Source organism: Larkinella sp. VNQ87 (assembly GCF_049445795.1).
Lineage (GTDB): Bacteria > Bacteroidota > Bacteroidia > Cytophagales > Spirosomataceae > Larkinella.
The window spans coordinates 1-17,399 of record NZ_JBMSDT010000018.1 but is presented as its reverse complement, the minus strand read 5'-3'; the positions used below and the strand labels follow the sequence as shown (position 1 = coordinate 17,399).

The 17,399-nt window shown below is 51.8% G+C and carries 14 protein-coding genes; 9 read left to right on the top strand and 5 right to left on the bottom strand.

The genetic code is table 11. The annotated features are described in order from the left end of the window. Positions 1–329: 329 nt before the first annotated feature. From ACO2Q8_RS25910 to ACO2Q8_RS25890, 5 genes are all read left to right on the top strand, one after another. Positions 330–1,034 carry a GNAT family N-acetyltransferase gene (locus ACO2Q8_RS25910; protein ID WP_423347796.1) on the top strand — a complete coding sequence of 235 codons (705 nt, stop codon included), beginning with the start codon at positions 330–332 and terminating at the stop codon, positions 1,032–1,034. Between the two features lie 110 nt (positions 1,035–1,144). After that, positions 1,145–2,350 (top strand): argininosuccinate synthase, encoded by a 1,206-nt coding sequence (locus ACO2Q8_RS25905; RefSeq protein WP_423347795.1) that lies wholly within the window; start codon positions 1,145–1,147, stop codon positions 2,348–2,350. 101 nt (positions 2,351–2,451) lie between these two features. Beyond that, positions 2,452–3,702 (top strand): glycosyltransferase family 4 protein, encoded by a 1,251-nt coding sequence (locus ACO2Q8_RS25900; protein ID WP_423347794.1) that lies wholly within the window; start codon positions 2,452–2,454, stop codon positions 3,700–3,702. Beyond that, positions 3,699–4,682, top strand: a complete 984-nt coding sequence (gene argC / locus ACO2Q8_RS25895; protein ID WP_423347793.1) for an N-acetyl-gamma-glutamyl-phosphate reductase — start codon at positions 3,699–3,701, stop codon at positions 4,680–4,682. The genes ACO2Q8_RS25900 and argC overlap by 4 nt, the downstream gene beginning before the upstream one ends. A 358-nt stretch (positions 4,683–5,040) precedes the next feature. Next, on the top strand, positions 5,041–6,747 hold the full coding sequence (locus tag ACO2Q8_RS25890) for an AMP-binding protein (protein WP_423347792.1): 1,707 nt from the start codon (positions 5,041–5,043) through the stop codon (positions 6,745–6,747). Positions 6,748–6,788: 41 nt separating this feature from the next. On the opposite strand, the gene ACO2Q8_RS25885 is transcribed toward ACO2Q8_RS25890, so the two are convergent. Beyond that, positions 6,789–7,235 (bottom strand): LytR/AlgR family response regulator transcription factor, encoded by a 447-nt coding sequence (locus ACO2Q8_RS25885; RefSeq protein WP_423347791.1) that lies wholly within the window; start codon positions 7,233–7,235, stop codon positions 6,789–6,791. Between the two features lie 229 nt (positions 7,236–7,464). On the opposite strand from ACO2Q8_RS25885, the gene cysM reads away from it, so the two are divergent. From cysM to ACO2Q8_RS25865, 4 genes are all read left to right on the top strand, one after another. Continuing rightward, positions 7,465–8,340, top strand: a complete 876-nt coding sequence (gene cysM / locus ACO2Q8_RS25880) for a cysteine synthase CysM (RefSeq protein ID WP_423347790.1) — start codon at positions 7,465–7,467, stop codon at positions 8,338–8,340. Between the two features lie 153 nt (positions 8,341–8,493). Then, a complete protein-coding gene (locus tag ACO2Q8_RS25875) occupies positions 8,494–9,537 on the top strand; it encodes a quinone-dependent dihydroorotate dehydrogenase (protein ID WP_423347899.1) in 1,044 nt (347 codons plus the stop codon). 16 nt (positions 9,538–9,553) lie between these two features. Then, positions 9,554–12,055, top strand: a complete 2,502-nt coding sequence (locus ACO2Q8_RS25870) for a DNA translocase FtsK 4TM domain-containing protein (RefSeq protein WP_423347789.1) — start codon at positions 9,554–9,556, stop codon at positions 12,053–12,055. Between the two features lie 186 nt (positions 12,056–12,241). Further along, the gene (locus tag ACO2Q8_RS25865) at positions 12,242–12,871 is read left to right on the top strand and encodes a LolA family protein (RefSeq protein WP_423347788.1); all 630 of its coding nucleotides are present in this window, start codon (positions 12,242–12,244) and stop codon (positions 12,869–12,871) included. A gap of 249 nt (positions 12,872–13,120) precedes the next feature. On the opposite strand, the gene ACO2Q8_RS25860 is transcribed toward ACO2Q8_RS25865, so the two are convergent. From ACO2Q8_RS25860 to ACO2Q8_RS25845, 4 genes are all read right to left on the bottom strand, one after another. After that, entirely contained in the window at positions 13,121–13,918 is a 798-nt protein-coding gene (locus ACO2Q8_RS25860; RefSeq protein ID WP_423347787.1) for a glycosyltransferase domain-containing protein, read from the bottom strand. A gap of 225 nt (positions 13,919–14,143) precedes the next feature. After that, positions 14,144–16,333 (bottom strand): peptidase domain-containing ABC transporter, encoded by a 2,190-nt coding sequence (locus ACO2Q8_RS25855; RefSeq protein WP_423347786.1) that lies wholly within the window; start codon positions 16,331–16,333, stop codon positions 14,144–14,146. Beyond that, positions 16,330–16,845, bottom strand: a complete 516-nt coding sequence (locus tag ACO2Q8_RS25850; protein WP_423347785.1) for a peroxiredoxin family protein — start codon at positions 16,843–16,845, stop codon at positions 16,330–16,332. The genes ACO2Q8_RS25855 and ACO2Q8_RS25850 overlap by 4 nt, the downstream gene beginning before the upstream one ends. Position 16,846: 1 nt before the next feature. Beyond that, the gene (locus ACO2Q8_RS25845) at positions 16,847–17,152 is read right to left on the bottom strand and encodes a hypothetical protein (RefSeq protein WP_423347784.1); all 306 of its coding nucleotides are present in this window, start codon (positions 17,150–17,152) and stop codon (positions 16,847–16,849) included. Positions 17,153–17,399 lie beyond the last annotated feature (247 nt).

The window sequence follows — 17,399 nt, the reverse complement described above, 5'->3', positions numbered from 1 at the left end:
TATAAAAATATCGCTACGGAAAAAGCGTAAAATTTATGAACGAATACTCAATTTTTTCGTTATGTATTGCACAAGCGAAACAATTATTTTATCATTGCCCCGCTTTTGGCAAAAATAAAAATGGCAACACCTGTCTATATACCGACATTCTACCATACTACGCCATTTCGGTTCAGGTCCGAAAGGACCCGATCTTTCTGCTTGCCTATGCGGTGAGCGTCCGCTCCTGCGGTTCAGCCCTTTCCAGTTCTTACTTTTTCAACAAACTTTTTGATCCAAACCCACCCGGTTTCTGGCCGGACAAGGAGCATTTATTCGATCAACCGACGATGATTCCCGACATAAACAACGATACTTATGTAGTTCAGGTCGCCGACGAAAACCACCTTCAACTGGCCGAAACGATCTGCAAACAGATGGAAGAAAGCGCCAAGGCGCGGGGTACGGGCATTGCCAAACGCTCGCCTTTGTACCTGATGGAGAAGATGCTGGAGGGGAAAGCGATTGTGGCCACCACAAAGGATGGCGAATGGGTCGGTTTCTGCTACATCGAAACCTGGGAGCACGGCAAGTTCGTGGCCAACTCAGGCCTGATCGTGCATCCCGACCACCGGAAAAGCGGGATTGCCACCCGCATTAAAAACGCGGCCTTTAAGCTATCCCGCACCAAATACCCGGATGCCAAAATCATCGGCCTGACAACCAACCTGGCCGTGATGAAGATCAACTCGGACCTGGGCTACGAACCCGTGACATTCAGCGAGTTACCGGCCGACGATGCGTTCTGGAAAGGCTGTTCAAGCTGCGTCAATTACGACATTCTGACCCGGACCAACCGGAAGCACTGCCTGTGTACAGGCATGCTGTACGATCCGGAACAGCATAAAAAAACGGAGAAACCCGAAAAGTGGAATTTTCTCAAAGAATCCAAGCTGTACGAGCGCTGGATGCGCATCAAACAACGCATTTTGATGCGTTTTCAGGATCGTCCGCGGACGAGGAAACCCGAACGGGAACTGGAAACCGTCGGGTAATGGAGTCATTCTGCTTGTAGTCAAGTGATTTTAAGTCCCTTTCGGCGGTCGGCTGGAAGGGATTTTTTAGTTTTGCAACCTTATTCCCATTCGTTCCATCGTTCACTGTAATGTCTCAACCGAAAAAAGTAGTTCTTGCGTTTAGCGGAGGTCTCGACACCTCGTTTTGTGTAAAGTACCTGTCTGAAGATCTGGGGTATGAAATCCATTCCGTGCTGGTCGACACCGGCGGTTTTTCGGAAGCGGACCTGCAAGCCATCGAAGCGCGGGCGTATTCGCTGGGCGTCAAAAGCCACGCGACCATTGCCAAAACCGAGGACTATTACCAGCAATGTTTGAAATACCTGGTTTTTGGTAACGTCCTGAAAAATAACACCTATCCGTTGAGTGTCAGTGCCGAGCGGATTTTTCAGGCCATTGCCGTAGCCGAATACGCCCGGAACATCGGCGCCAACGCCATTGCGCACGGCAGCACCGGCGCGGGCAACGACCAGGTTCGGTTCGACATGGCGTTCCGCATCATTGCGCCCGAGGCCGAGATCATTACGCCGATCCGCGACCTGCGACTCTCGCGCGAAGCCGAAATCGAATACCTCAAATCCAAAGGGGTCGATCAGGAGTGGCATAAAGCCGCTTATTCGATCAACAAAGGCTTGTGGGGAACCTCGGTCGGGGGCCGCGAAACGCTGACGTCGCACGGTTTTCTGCCCGAATCGGCCTGGCCGACGCAGGTAACCAAAACCGAGCCGGAGCAGATCACGCTGCATTTTGAAAAAGGCGAGTTGGTCGGTATCGGCGACGAACCCGCCGGCAACCCGATCCAGGCCATTCAGCAACTGACCGAACTGGCCGGACCGTTCGGCATCGGGCGCGACATTCACGTGGGCGACACCATCATCGGCATTAAAGGCCGCGTGGGCTTCGAAGCTCCGGCTCCGCTGATTATCCTGAAGGCCCACCACGCCATCGAAAAGCACGTCCTGACCAAATGGCAGCAATACTGGAAAGACCAGATGGCCAACTGGTACGGCACGATGCTGCACGAAGGCCAGTTTCTGGACCCGGTCATGCGCAACATCGAAACCTTCCTAAGCGATACGCAGGGGCACGTGACGGGCAAAGTACATGTGTTGCTGGCGCCCTACCGCTTCCAGGTGCTCGGCATCGAATCGCCGTTCGATCTGATGTCATCGGCGTTCGGCAGCTACGGCGAAATGAACAACGCCTGGACCGGCGAAGATGTGCGCGGCTTCTCGAAAGTCATGTCGAATCAGGTGATGATTTATGAGAAAGTGAAAGAAAGCCAGGTTAAATAATGAATAATGAATAATGAACAGCGAATAACGAATGTTGAAGTGGCGCTGCTTGATTTCGTTATTCAATATTCATTATTCATTATTCGATATTCATTTATCGATTGGACGTAATCATCGACGCCAGCTTACCGGGGATTGGGTTTTATTACCGTCAGGCCAAAACGGGCGTGGGGCGCGTGGCCGAGCAATTGATCCGGGGGCTGCACGAATCGGCGCAGGTCCGGCTCTCGCTGGCGGCTCCGACGCACGTGGCCGAGACCCTGCGGTATGCGCGCGAAACGTTTGGGGAGAAAGCTCCTCCGCTCGTCAACCGGTCGGTGGACCTGGGCTGGGCCGGTTTTGAGAACGCTCTGCTCAGGCCGTTTGCGCCCCAGCGTCTGCCATCGAAAGTCATCCGGCAGGTGTTTTACCGCAGCCGGAAGGCGCTGAAGGCCGAGGAGGCCCGTTTTTTGGCCGAACGCTTGCCGTCAGGGGCCATTTATCACTCGCCGTTTTTCGCGATCCCGGACGACATCGGGCGCATGCCCCACATCCGGAAAGTGCTGACGGTGCATGATCTGATTCCGATTCACCACCCCGAATGGTTTCCGGCGGGCGAGCGGGCCGTCAAAGATGCCATCAGCACGCTGCCGCCCGACGCGCAGGTGATTACGGTTTCGCAGGCCACTAAAGACGACTTTTGCCAGTATACTGGTTTTGACCCGAACCGCGTGACGCCCATCCATCTGGCGGCTTCCCCGGACTTGTTTTACCCGGTTACGGATACTGCCCGGATTCAGGCGACGCAGCAACGGTTTGGGCTGGGCAGCGAACCGTACTTGCTCAGTCTGGCCACGCTCGAACCCCGCAAGAACCTCGACCACCTGATTCGCTGTTTCGTGCAATTAGCCGAGAGCGGTGAGCTACCGTCGGAAATCAAGCTGGTGCTGGTGGGCACCAAAGGCTGGAAAATGGATCAGGTCTTGCCGAAACTGGCGAAGAACGAGCGGATTCGGTCGCGGCTGGTTTTTACCGGTTTTGTGCCCGACGACGATCTGGCGGCCATCTACTCGGGGGCGCTGGCATTTGTGTATCCGTCGCTCTTCGAGGGCTTTGGGCTGCCTCCGCTGGAAGCCCTGCAATGCGGTTTGCCGGTGATTACGTCGAATGTCTCGTCGTTGCCGGAAGTGGTCGGCGACGCGGCCCTTCAGATACCGCCCACCGACGCCGACGCGCTGGCCCAGGCTATGCTGTGGGTCGTTGGCTCGGCGGACGTACGCAATGAATTAGCAACCAAAGCGCTTCAACGGGCACAATTGTTCTCGTGGGAGCGTTTCATTCAGGAGCACATCAGGCTCTACCAAACTTTATGAGTACCATTCAGATCGGCATTATTGGCGGAGCAGGCTACACCGGTGGCGAATTGCTGCGCATTTTGATCAACCACCCCAACGCCCAGATCGCGTTTGTTCACAGTAAAAGCCAGGCCGGAAAACCGGTTTACAGCACGCATACCGACTTGCTGGGCGATACGGACCTGACGTTTTCGGGCGACGATACCCGCGAGCTAGTCCGGCAGCCTGGCCTGGACGTGATTTTCCTCTGCTCCGGCCACGGCGAATCGGCGAAGTTTCTGGCCGAAAACCCGATTCCGGATTCGCTGAACGTCATCGACCTCAGCACCGACTTCCGCGACGAATCGAACGGTTTTGTGTACGGCTTGCCCGAATTGCAGCGCGAGCGCATTCCGTCGGCGACGAAAATTGCCAATCCGGGTTGTTTTGCCACCAGCATCCAACTCGCCCTGCTTCCGCTCGCCAAAGCCGGTTTACTGACCGACGCCATTCAGGTCAGCGCCATTACCGGCTCGACCGGTGCGGGGCAGGCGCTGAGTTCGACGACGCACTTCACCTGGCGGAACAACAACGTGTCAATTTACAAAGCCTTTACGCACCAGCATTTGAAAGAAATTCGCCAGAGCCTGACCGCCCTGCAACCCGGTTTTGCGCCGGCCATTCATTTCGTGCCCTACCGGGGCGACTTCACGCGCGGCATTATGGCCAATGTCTACACGCCCTACGCCGGTAGTCTGGAAGAAGCCAAACAGCTTTTCGGCAGCTATTATCAGCCGCACCCATTCACGCACCTCAGCGACGCGCCGGTGGATGTGAAGCAGGTGGTCAATACGAACAAATGCCTGCTTCACCTGGAACTGCACGATGGCCAGTTGCTGGTTACCAGCATTATCGATAACCTTACCAAAGGCGCTTCGGGACAGGCCGTTCAGAACATGAACCTGTTGTTCGGGGTGCCGGAAGATACCGGGCTTCGGCTGAAACCGGTTGCCTTCTAAAAATCTCCGGGCCAAAACCGGATTCGGTTTTGGCCCATCCTTCCTTTTCTGCTTTTAGAGAGAGCCATTTAGCGACTGGTCCAAACAACTCTTCCCGACGGTCGTTAACCTTTTGGCGGTTTTTTTTCGTTACTTGTTTATCGTATGCGGCCAGTTGTCGACTCTACCTGGTCTGACCGTCGGCTGGCGTTTACTTTTGCAGCATTCCGTCAGTTCTGTTGCCGAACCGCATCCGTCTGATCCACACGTTACGTTCCTGACATACATTCGCTGCCGTTTTCTAAACCCGCATTAAAGTTTACGGAAACGCAGGCGGTTTGCAAATTTGTCTTATTTTTACAAAAAACTGTGTAAACCCATGAAAGACCTGACGACAGCCAAGTCCTACCCCTGGCTGAAACACTATCCCGAAGGTATTCCCACCGATATAGATCCCGATTCGTACACCTCCCTACTCGAACTGATCGATGAGGGTTGTCATAAATACGCTGACCGGGCCGCTTACGCCAACATGGATAAGCAACTAACGTTTCGGGAGATTGATAAGCTCTCGCGCGATTTTGCTTCTTATCTGCTGAACGACCTCAACTTGCAGAAAGGTGATCGTGTCGCGGTACAAATGCCAAACTTGCTGCAATATCCGGTTGCCATTTTCGGTATTCTGCGGGCCGGTCTGGTGGTGGTGAACACCAATCCGCTGTATACGCCCCGCGAGATGCAGCACCAGTTCAAGGATTCAGGCGCGAAAGCCCTTGTGATCCTCGCCAACTTTGCCGCGAACCTGGAAAAAATCATCGAGCAGACCGACATTGAACACGTCATCATTACCCAAATCGGTGATTTGCTGGGTTTCCCGAAGAAGCTGATTGTCAATGCTGTCGTCAAGTATGTTAAAAAGATGGTTCCGGCCTACCACCTGCCCAAGGCGGTTTCGTTCAACGAAGCCCTGAGTCGGGGAAGCCGCCAGCCGTTGCAGAAAGTGTCGGTGGTTGGCTCTGATTTGGCCTTTGTGCAATATACGGGCGGCACCACCGGCGTCTCGAAAGGGGCCATGCTCACGCACCGGAACGTGGTCGCCAACACGATAGCCGGAAATTACTGGATGCAGATCGACCGCATCAAAGCCCCGCAGTGCATCATGATCACGCCCTTGCCGCTCTATCACATTTATGCGCTGACCGTCAATGCGTTTCTGGGCCTCAAAAGCGGCTGTCTGAACGTCCTGATTACCAATCCGCGCGACATGAACGCGTTTATCGACGAACTGAAGAAATACAAATTCAGCATGTTTGTCGGCCTGAACACGCTGTACAACGGCCTGGTCAACCACCCGCGCATCACAGAGGTCGACTTCAGTCACCTGGTCATTGCGTCGGCGGGCGGGATGGCCCTGCAATCGGCGGTGGCCGAGCGCTGGAAGAAGTTGACGGGCGTGGTCATCTCGGAAGGTTACGGACTTTCGGAAACCTCGCCGGTTTTGGCCTCGAACCCCTGCGACGGCACCGCCCGGTTGGGGACCATTGGCTTGCCCTGGCCCAGTACGGAACTGAAAATTATGCAGGAAGACGGCACCGAAGCGCCGATGGGCATGCCCGGCGAAATCTGGGCCAAAGGACCACAGGTGTTTCCCGGTTACTACAACCGCCCCGATGAAACCGCCAAGGTGCTGGAAGAGGGCTGGTTCAAAACGGGGGATATTGGCGTGATGGACGAAGATGGTTTTTTCCGGATTGTCGACCGCAAGAAAGACATGATCCTGGTGTCGGGCTTCAACGTATACCCGAACGAAATTGAGGACGTGATTGCCAAATGCCCCGGTGTCCTGGAAGTGGCCTGTATCGGTGTTCCGGACGATAAATCGACCGAAGCCGTCAAGATTTTTGTCGTGAAAAAAGACCCTAACCTGACGGCCGACGATATTCTGAAGTACAGCAAAGAGCAATTAACGAATTACAAGCGACCGCGCCACATTGAATTTCGGAATGAATTGCCGAAAAGCAACGTAGGAAAAATCCTGCGCCGACCGCTGCGGGACGAAGAACTCTCGAAGTTGAATAAAAAATAGGACAGAGAAGGGCGGTTGAAAAACCGCTTTTCTTTTTTCGTTCAGGCGTTGCCGTAATACACTTTCAACGGCAAAAACTCCTGCTGAAATGTGATTACGAGTTTCATGAACTGCGTCGTCTTTCGGCGAGACACCTCGATTTCGCATCCATTTGCCAGACAGATGCTGGTTGTTTTACCGGACCGGATCTCCTGCAAATACAGAAGGTTGATGATGCACTTTTTATGAGGTCGAACAAACAACTCCGGCGAAAGACGACCTTCGAGTTTTTTCAACGTCAGCGAAACAATCATTTCGGTGCCATCACAGAAATGAACCACGGTATAGTTGCCTTTTCCTTCCAGCCAGGTAATCCGGTAGGCAGGAATCCGCTTCCGCTGCCCCCAGAACGGCAGGGCAACATCAGGAACATTCAGATGACGAGTGACGGCCTGGAGCTGGTGCTCTGAAAAAGGAGCCGGGGTAGGCGCTTGAAGAGATTGTTTCATATACGCTGCCGTTGTATGGTAACTCGTTACAAAAGTGGGTTTTATTTATCAACAAAAGCAAAATTTTTTCAACAATTTACGGAATAACGGCAAAAAAATTTTCGCTTTATTTATTTTTCTCTATTTAACTCTCCTTGAAGGCCATTTCCGGTAACATTTAAAAGGTCTGCAACTTTGAAAACCGGCTTCGTGTTTGTTCCAGAAACGGCCTTATTCTCCGCATTCTTCCATGGCAACCCTACTAGATTTTGTTGGTAATACCCCACTCGTTGAGTTAAAGCGCATTAATCCGAATCCGAACGTCACGTTGTATGGCAAAATGGAGGGACACAACCCCGGTGGCAGCGTGAAAGACCGTCCGGCTTACAGCATGATCAAAGGAGCCCTCGAACGGGGTGATCTAAAGCCCGGCACCAAACTGATTGAAGCCACCAGCGGGAATACCGGCATTGCCCTTGCCATGATCGCCCGGCTTTATAATGTTGACATTGAGTTAGTTTTACCTAAGAACTCGACCCGCGAACGCATTCTGACCATGCAGGCTTTTGGGGCCAACGTTGTGCTGATGGAAACCATGGAGAGCGCTCGCGATTACGCCGAAGAAAAAGCCGCTCAGGGAGACTATTTCCTGCTTAACCAATTTGCCAACCCCGATAATTACCTGGCTCATTACCGCACAACCGGGCCTGAAATATGGCAAGATACTCATAGTAAAATTACTCATTTCGTTTCATCCATGGGCACCACCGGGACCATTATGGGAACGTCCCGGTTTTTAAAGGAACAAAACCCGGCAATTCAGATAGTCGGTTGCCAGCCGTCGGAAGGTGCGCAGATCCCCGGCATCCGGAAATGGCCTGAAGAGTACCTGCCCAAAATTTATGAACCCCAACGGGTCGACCGGGTGATCGAGGTCTCTCAGGAAGCTGCCACCCAGATGACGCGCCGACTCGCCCGGGAAGAAGGCGTCTTTGCCGGGATGAGCAGTGGCGGAGCCGTTTACGCAGCCCTCAAACTGATTGAAGAACTCAGCGAAGGCGTTGTCGTCTGCATCATCTGCGACCGGGGCGACCGGTATTTATCGTCCGATCTGTTTGGTGAATAATCAGACAACCCGCTGTCAACGGTTGAAGCCCCTGACAGCGGGTTGATTTGGGTAGAACCTAAAAACCGTATTCGCCGTCCGGTCGTTGCGCAGGCTCCGAATTATCGACCGGGCGGCTTGCACGGCACCCCCGCGCTGCTGTACCTTTGCGGTATGTACAAGCGCGTCGTCCTGCCTCTCCTCTTTCGCTTTGATGCCGAACAAATCCATCACTTTGTTACGTCGTTCCTGAAGATCTCGCTGGCTCTACCCGGTTTTCGCTGGCTGACCCGCCAACTCTTCACCATCGAAGATCCCCGGCTGAAGCGCGAGTTTTTTGGGATTACGTTCCCGAATCCCGTAGGCCTGGCCGCCGGTTTTGATAAAAATGCGGAATGGGTCGACGAACTGGCGTGTCTGGGCTTCGGTTTCATCGAAATCGGCACCGTAACGCCCCGCCCCCAGCCCGGCAACGACCGGCCCCGGCTGTTCCGCCTGAAAGCGGACAAGGGCCTCATCAACCGCATGGGCTTCAACAACGAAGGCGCGAAAGCAGCCGCCAACCGGCTCCGAAAACGCAAAACCGGGCCGAAACTGATCATTGGTGGAAACATCGGAAAAAACAAAACGACGCCCAACGAGAACGCCCTGGACGATTACCTGGCCTGCTTCCACGACCTGTTCGATACCGTCGATTATTTCGTGGTCAACGTCAGTTCACCGAACACGCCGGGCCTTCGGGCCTTGCAGGAGAAAGAACCGCTCATGGCGCTGCTGCAACGGTTGCAGGACGAAAACCGCCAAAAACCGGTTTCCAAACCGATTCTGCTCAAAATTGCTCCCGACCTGACCGACAGTCAACTGGACGACATCATCGAAATCGTCCGGACGACGCGCATTGCGGGCATCATTGCCACCAACACCACCATTAGCCGTGATGGGTTGCAAACGCCCGCCGAAACCGTCGAAAAAATTGGCGCGGGGGGTGTCAGCGGAGCGCCCCTGAAACATCGGTCGACGGAAGTGATTCGTTATCTTTGTCAGCAGTCGGGTCATGCCTTCCCGGTGATTGGGGTCGGCGGCATTGCCTCGGCCGAGGATGCGCTCGAAAAATTGCGGGCCGGGGCCAGTTTGGTACAGGTCTACACGGGTTTTATTTACGAAGGGCCGACGTTGGCTAAAGAGATTTGCAAAGTTTTGGCAGAAGAGGTAGTTTAAGGCAATCGAACGAACCATGACCCAGCCCATCAACCGACAAAATTCAATGCGGAACGAGCGACCGAAAGCACGGCCTTCGTCGGTTTCGTTCAAATGGCCCGTCTGGCAAGCCGACCGGCGGTCGCAGCTTGCTTTCGGAGGGCTGCTGATGCTGCTGGCTCTCGGTCTAACGGTGGCTTTCTGCTCGTATCTGCTGACGGGTCAGGCCGACCAGAGTGTGCTGAGCACGGTCACGAAAGCCCCGTTGCGCGAATCGGGCAGCGAAATGCGCAACTTCCTGGGCATTCTGGGTGCTTACATCGCTCACGTCTTCATTTTCCGCTGGTTCGGGGTTGCAGCTCTGGGCTTACCCCTGATTTTGTTCCTGGCGGGCTGGAAACTGGTCTTCGGGCGGGAACTGCTGCCTCTGGGCCGTACCACGAAAGCCACGCTTTTTTTCATGGCCTGGTTCAGTTCGCTGGCCGGTTATATTGTGCTGGCAACCGATTCTGTCGGTCAGGGCAGCGTTTGGTGCGGTGGCCTGGGCTACGAAATCAACGTCTGGCTGTACAGCCTGATCGGTTGGGGCGGCCTGGCTATTATCGGCTTCACGCTATTTGTTTTCCTCATTTTCTTCTACGGAATCACCAAACTTCCCTCTGTTTCGTTACCCAAAAAGCCGGTTTCGGCCCCGCGCTCGTCGGCGGAGGACTTAGATGAAGAGCCGGAGGACGACGACGAGGAGGACGATGTCGAGGACTTTGTGGATGTCAAACCCGTAAAACCGGTGGTGAACGGAGTTCCGAAACCAGAACCGCCCGTGGTGGCCGACATACCGGCAGAACCGGAGCCGGATACGAAGCTCCCAAAAGTGCTTACGCCGGGGCCATTGGGTAAAAAACCGCTGACGTTTACCGTAACCGATACCACCGCCGACGAACCGATGGAGGATGCCGCGCAACCCGTAGCCGAACCCTATGCCGGACCGACCGACGAGGTGGACGAAGATGCCCTCAAGCTGCACGGTTTGTATGACCCGACGCTCGACTTGCCCCGGTATCAGTTCCCGACGATTGAGTTACTGACGGAATACCCGGAAAACCAGAAAGCCCAGGTATCGGCGGAAGAACTGGAAGCCAACAAAGACCGGATTGTCGATACGCTCCAGAATTACGGCATCACGATCGACAGCATCAAAGCGACCATCGGACCAACCGTCACGCTGTACGAAATCATTCCGTCGGCCGGGGTCCGGATTTCCAAAATCAAGAGCCTCGAAGACGACATTGCGCTCAGTCTGGCGGCCCTCGGCATTCGGATCATTGCGCCGATGCCCGGCAAAGGGACCATCGGGATTGAGGTTCCGAACAAAAACCGGGAGATGGTGGCAATGCGGTCGGTGATCAGCACGGAGAAGTTTTCCAAGTCGAACTTCGAGTTGCCCATCGTCATGGGGAAAACCATTTCCAACGAGATTTTTGTGGCCGACCTTGCCAAAATGCCCCACCTGCTCATGGCCGGGGCCACGGGGCAAGGGAAGTCCGTGGGCCTGAACGTGCTGCTGACCTCGTTGATTTATAAAAAACATCCGTCGCAGCTCAAACTGGTGCTGGTCGATCCGAAAAAGGTGGAATTAACGCTGTTCAACAAACTTGAACGCCATTTCCTCGCCCAGTTACCCGACAGTGACGAACCGATCATTACCGATACGAAGAAGGTCGTCAACACGCTGAATTCGCTGTGTATCGAGATGGATAACCGGTATAATTTGCTGAAAGACGCCCAGTGCCGGAACCTGAAAGAATACAACGCCAAGTTTATTCAGCGCCGGTTGAACCCCGAAAAAGGTCACCGGTTTTTGCCCTACATCGTGCTGGTGATCGATGAGTTGGCCGATTTGATGATGACGGCAGGCAAGGAAGTCGAGCAGCCCATTGCGCGGCTGGCGCAGTTGGCGCGGGCCATCGGCATTCACCTCGTGGTCGCCACGCAGCGGCCTTCCGTGAACGTCATCACCGGTTTGATCAAAGCCAACTTCCCGGCGCGGTTGTCGTTTAAGGTAACATCCAAAATCGACTCGCGGACCATTCTGGACACGGGTGGTGCCGAGCAACTCGTCGGGATGGGCGACATGCTGTTTTCGTCCAACTCCGACATCATCCGGTTGCAATGTCCGTTTGTCGACACGAACGAAATCGAAGAAATCTGCGAATTTGTGGGTGGCCAGCGCGGCTATGATTCAGCTTACAACCTGCCCGAATTTGCCGGTGACGACGCCGGAAGCAGCGAAGAGCGCGAGATCGACCTGGAAAACCGTGACCCGATGTTCGACGAAGCCGCCCGGTTGGTGGTCAATCACCAGCAGGGCAGCACCTCGCTCATTCAGCGTCGGCTCAAGCTGGGCTACAACCGGGCCGGTCGGCTCATCGACCAGTTGGAAGCCGCCGGGATTGTCGGCGCGTTCGAAGGCAGCAAAGCCCGCGAAGTGCTCATCCAGGATGTGAATACGCTGGAAGAACTGTTGAAGAATATGAACTGACCGAAACAAGAAGGAGACGGTTTTATACGTCTCCTTCTTGCTGATACAAACCGCTCCCCTTTTCGTTTGTCCTTTCCTCCTTTTCTATTAAACTTTTTGCCTCAACTATTGTCTACCTACAAAACGGTCAGCAACTTTGCGGCCGGTTTTAGCAATTGACCCGGAATTTACGTAAACGGAAAACACATGAAAAAAGTAGCCTTTCTATGGGCGTTATTGGTGGGTGTATCGCTCTCGGCGGTGGCCCAGAAAGACAAGAAAGCAGCGGATGTGCTGGACGCGATGAGCAAGAAATACCAGGCATTAAACTCTTATAAAGCCACCTTTACCTACACGGGCGAAGGCGGTACGTACAAAGGTGACCTGACGGTGAAGAAAAACGCGTTTCGGCTGAAATTAGCCGGTCAGGAAGTCTTTACCGACGGCAAAACCATGTCGACCTACATCAAGGAAACGAACGAAGTGAACGTGCAGGATTACGACGCCGGGGCCGCCGGAGACTTCAACCCGACGAAGATTTACTCGATCTACAAACAGGGCTACAATTACAAGTACATCGGCGAGCAAAAGCAGGGCGGCCAGGCGGTGGAAGTGGTGGAACTGACACCGGAAAAAAAGAATACCCAAATCACGAAAGTCCAGATTGCGGTCAATAAGAAAGATAAATCGGTAAAAGGCTGGAAACTGACGGACAAAAACGGCAAAGTCACCAGCTATACCATCGACAAATTTACGCCGAATGTCGCCGTGGCCGACAATTTCTTCGTCTTTGACAAGAGCAAGTATCCGGGCGTGGAGGTTGTGGATCTGCGGTGATCGAGAGTGTTCAGTAAAGTGTGTCAAGATAGTGCTAAACTATCTTGACACACTTTACTGAACACTCTCACTTTTATAAACAAATAAGCATTCAAATCATATCAAACGGTTTTTCTGCACGCTCCAGCAAAAGGTTTCACGTTTAATCAGGTTAAACTTGTCTTATTTTAAAAAGCTCGACAGACATAGAAACTCAACCTAAATCCTGATGATACACTATAACTTATCATTATAAGTATAGCACTACGATTATTGTTTTAATCTCATAAAGAATTCACCTTCCATTAAGGATTTCGGTATTGGTCCGTTAAAATGTATATGGCAAGGGAAGCTTTGAGTTATATTTGATCTGATTCTATTATTGACAAAAGTCAACTCTTCTTTAATCCTATTTGTCTCCTCATATAAAAGCAAGTTACTCTTATTTTTTAATTTTCTAAGTTCAGTTGACAATGTGTAAAACAATTCGCAATGATGATCTAATTTTATAATTTTTCGATTTTTCAGATATATATTATGCCAATAAAATTGGTTGCTCCACTTGTACTTATTATATGGATTAACGTCAGTGTTATACAAGTTATCACTTATAAACCATTTCATTTTTTTCAGAAATCCATAATTGACAGGTGGAGATGGGTTTAACACCAAGAGATCTCTTATAATTCCAGCTCTTCCAATAAAACCGCCAGAGTTCAAAAATTTGAAATAAGTATTTGTGTTTGGATATAAAAAAGATAATTCTTGATAAGGCCAACAATTTATTTCAGCAGAGAAGACGATAGGCGCATTAAACCTTAAATATTTATCAATAATTTCGCTTTCACTGGCTAAAAACATAGTATCGTATCCATCTACAAACATAATAATTTCATCTGCATGTTGTGAAAACAGATAATTCATTAGCAATGAATCTTTTACTCGATGATTAGTATATTTGTTTGCATACAGAACAACTAAATCCAGATCCAGCCTCATACATGAGTAAAGTAAAAAATCAACAAATTCGCGATTCTCCTTATCAGAAATTACTGTAACAACTTTCATATACCTTTTTTAACTTTATTTCTTAAATCAATAGTCTGAGCAGTTTTCAAGTTCATTAAGCAACCTTTGGGTAACAAAACTGTCAACTCAGGCTCTCTAAACTATTTATCTCAACTAGGCCTTAACATGTAAAACGCTGAATACCGAATGATAAAGTAATGGGCAGAGCCATTTTATCATTCGACATTCAACATCGCTCCGACGACCCGGTTTACATTTATAATTTCATACAACCTCTTCCGTTACTTTTTGCTTTTCCAATTGCCCGGTCTGCAACGAATACACCCGATCGGTCAGCCGCACCGACTGGCTTCTGTGGGTGATCAAAACGGTTGCCACCTGAGGACGCAAACGATCCAGCAAGTTCAGTACAAACTGTTCCGTCTGGCGATCCAGTGCTGAAGTGGCTTCGTCCAATAGAAGGAGTTGCGGACGGCGGTACAAGGCACGGGCCAGACCGACTAACTGCTGTTGCCCGCCCGACAAGTTAATTCCTTCTTCGCCCACCAGGGTAAGGTAGCCCTGGGGCAGTTGCTCGAAAAACTGATCAAAACCGTATTGCTGACAGAACTTAACCACCGCTTCGCCTTCTTCCAGGATATTGCCCAGACAGATATTATCCAGCAAGGTACCATTAAAGATTTTGATTGATTGTGGAACACTGGCGGTCTGACTTCGCCAGTCGGCCAACGATAGGTCTGACCACGGGACTATGGTATTTTCTCCATTCTGCGCTTCTAATTCAACACGAAGCTGTCCATTTTCCGGCTCGTAAAATTTTTGCAGAACCTGCAACAGCATACTTTTCCCGGAACCGGTTTCGCCTACGATCCCCACGATTTCGCCCCGCCGAACCGTGAACGATACCTCTTTCAACAAAGCCGGGCGACCCGCAAAGCGAAATGACAGCTTTTCTACGTGAAGGGCCGTAAAACGATGAGTATCGAAGCGGTTAGTGTCCATTGCTTCTTTTGGCAGATCGGTAAATTCGTGCATCCGATCAAAGGCAACCCGCGCTTCCTGGAGCTGAATATTGGTAATCGATAGTTTCGAAACCGAGCCAATCAGCGTACTGGCCAAACTGATTACGGCCATCATTTCGCCCAACAGCAGGTGTTTCTGCAACACCATAAATGCCGTTATGCTGATCAGGCCCATCAACAGGACCACCCCAAACCCCTCACTTAGAATGCTGTACCGATTTCCCAGCAAACCCAGCGTATAAAGTTGTTGCTGAAAGAGTTGATAGACGGTTTGGGTAATTCTCGCAAAAAAATCTTCCTGCCGACTGGCTTTGATCGCGCCAATGCCGTTCATGCTGTCGATGAAATGCGATTCTGTCCGGGCATAGGAAGCCATCACGTCGCGCTGCCCGCTGATAATCCGGCCGTTAAACCGCCAGACCAACCAGCCGTACAAGGGTAAACAAGTCAGCGATAGCAGCCCAATCTGCCAGGAATACCGAAAAAGCACCCCCGCCGTAATCAGCACGACCAACGCATCAATCACAACGCTGCCGGTCAGAAAACTGATGGTGCTTTGAATCCGGCGGGTGTCATTTAAACGAGCTACCAAATCGCCGGTTTTACGGGTATCGAAGAAGCCCTTGGGCAATCGCAGCAAATCGCGGAAGAAACTGTCGGCGATGCGCACGTTAAAATCGCGGCTTTGGCGAAGAAGAAAGAACCCGCGCAAATAATTCAGACCGGCCCGCGCCAGAAGCAAGACCGCCAATAAGACCAACCCGAGCGTTAGCTTTTCGGTATTCTGTTTCGGCAAAATTTCATCGATCAATCGTTGAGAAAACAAGGCCATCGACAGCCCGAGAACCGCGATGAGTACGCCCAGAACTGCCGCGATGGACAACAGGGGCACATCCTCCCGAATTAATTCCCGGAACCACGCCCATTGGCTTTTTTGTCGCTGATTCGTTGGAACGAAGGCTTCGGTTGGCGTCACCTGCAGCAACGCCTTCGATTGCCAGATGCTTTCGAGTTCATCGGTCGAAAGTTCCAAAATTCCTTTGCCGGGATCACCGATGAGGTATTTTACGGCGGAATCACCTGCTGGCGTTTCCGTCCGCTTTGACGAATGCGGAGCCAGCCCGTAATACACCACATAATGCTGGAGCCGCTCCTCCAGGATGACATGCAGAATAACCGGCGACGACAACTCGTGCAGATTTTGAACCCCATCTGCTTCAAAGCCTTCAGCCTGAAACCCCAGACCGGTTGCCGCCTGACACAAACCTAGTAGGGTGGTTCCCTGGATGCTGGTCCCGCTTAGTTCGCGCAATCGCTCCCGGGAGACATCTCCGCCATAGTAACGAATTAGGGACAGCAAGCAGGCTACTCCGCAATCGGTTTGATCGAGTTGGCGGGTGAATGTGCGGGTAATAGGCTTGGGTGTGGTCATAGCTGTTGCAGAATAGCTTCCATTTTGGTTTCGCCTTTGTATTCTTTACGCAGGTTGCCGTCGGGGCCGTAAATAAACAAATGCGGCACCACGGTTGGGCCGAAGGCTTGGGTGAGTTCCTCCGGCGTTAGGGTGCCCACGCAAACGTTGGCAAGCGTATCGAGGCCGAACTGCCGGGTAAATTGGCCGACCCGGGCCGGTTTTTCGGTCGTCAGCATCCAAATGGCAGCCCGCTTCAACGCATCCCGGTTTTTACTAATCTCGGCGGCTTCATACTGGCAGTGCTCGCAGTCCGGATTGAAGAGTATAATAATGTTGGTACGACCTTGCAGCATGGCTTGTGATACGGGTCTGGACGGTGCCTGAATGGGTAATTGACTAAAATCCGGCAGGGTTTGGCGTCGGGTTTTGATTTCATGAGTACTACTCACGGCACTGACGGTGCGGCTGAGAAAATACCCGATGAGCCCCACAACCCCAATCAATAGGCTGTATTTCAAACCGGTTTTCATATCAGGATGCGTACGTGACGGTTACAAAAACAACTAGGGTTACCCAAAGCAATAAGCCGACCCCGTAGGAAGAAAGTACCAGGCTAAACGCTTTTGAGAACGACTCTTTACAGGCATCCGATACCCCGTAAGCCAGTAAAAACCAGTACGCGAACTCAAACAGGTTGGCGGTTTGTAAGGGGTAAAGCCAGTATTGTTGCACTTCTTTCGGATTGAATAAGCTCAGCGCCGATAAGGGATAGAATTGACTAATGGCAAGCAAATCATAATCCGTCTGTACAAACAAAAACCAAAGTAATTTCAGCAAGATTGGGATGAGAAAAACCAGTTCGGCCTGTACGACAACGCCCCAAAACCGTTTGAAGGAGAATTGATTCGCTGCAAAGAAATAGCCGATACTCAAACAGCAGGTAACCAACAGAAATTTTATTTGTATTCTTAACTTTCTTGCTTGACAAAGTTAGTATTTTTAACTTTGAATAAAACCAAGAAAATGAATGCTAATCAAAAACTCGCTCAGCACCGTCTCAGTGTGCTGGAACTAGCCCAAGCCC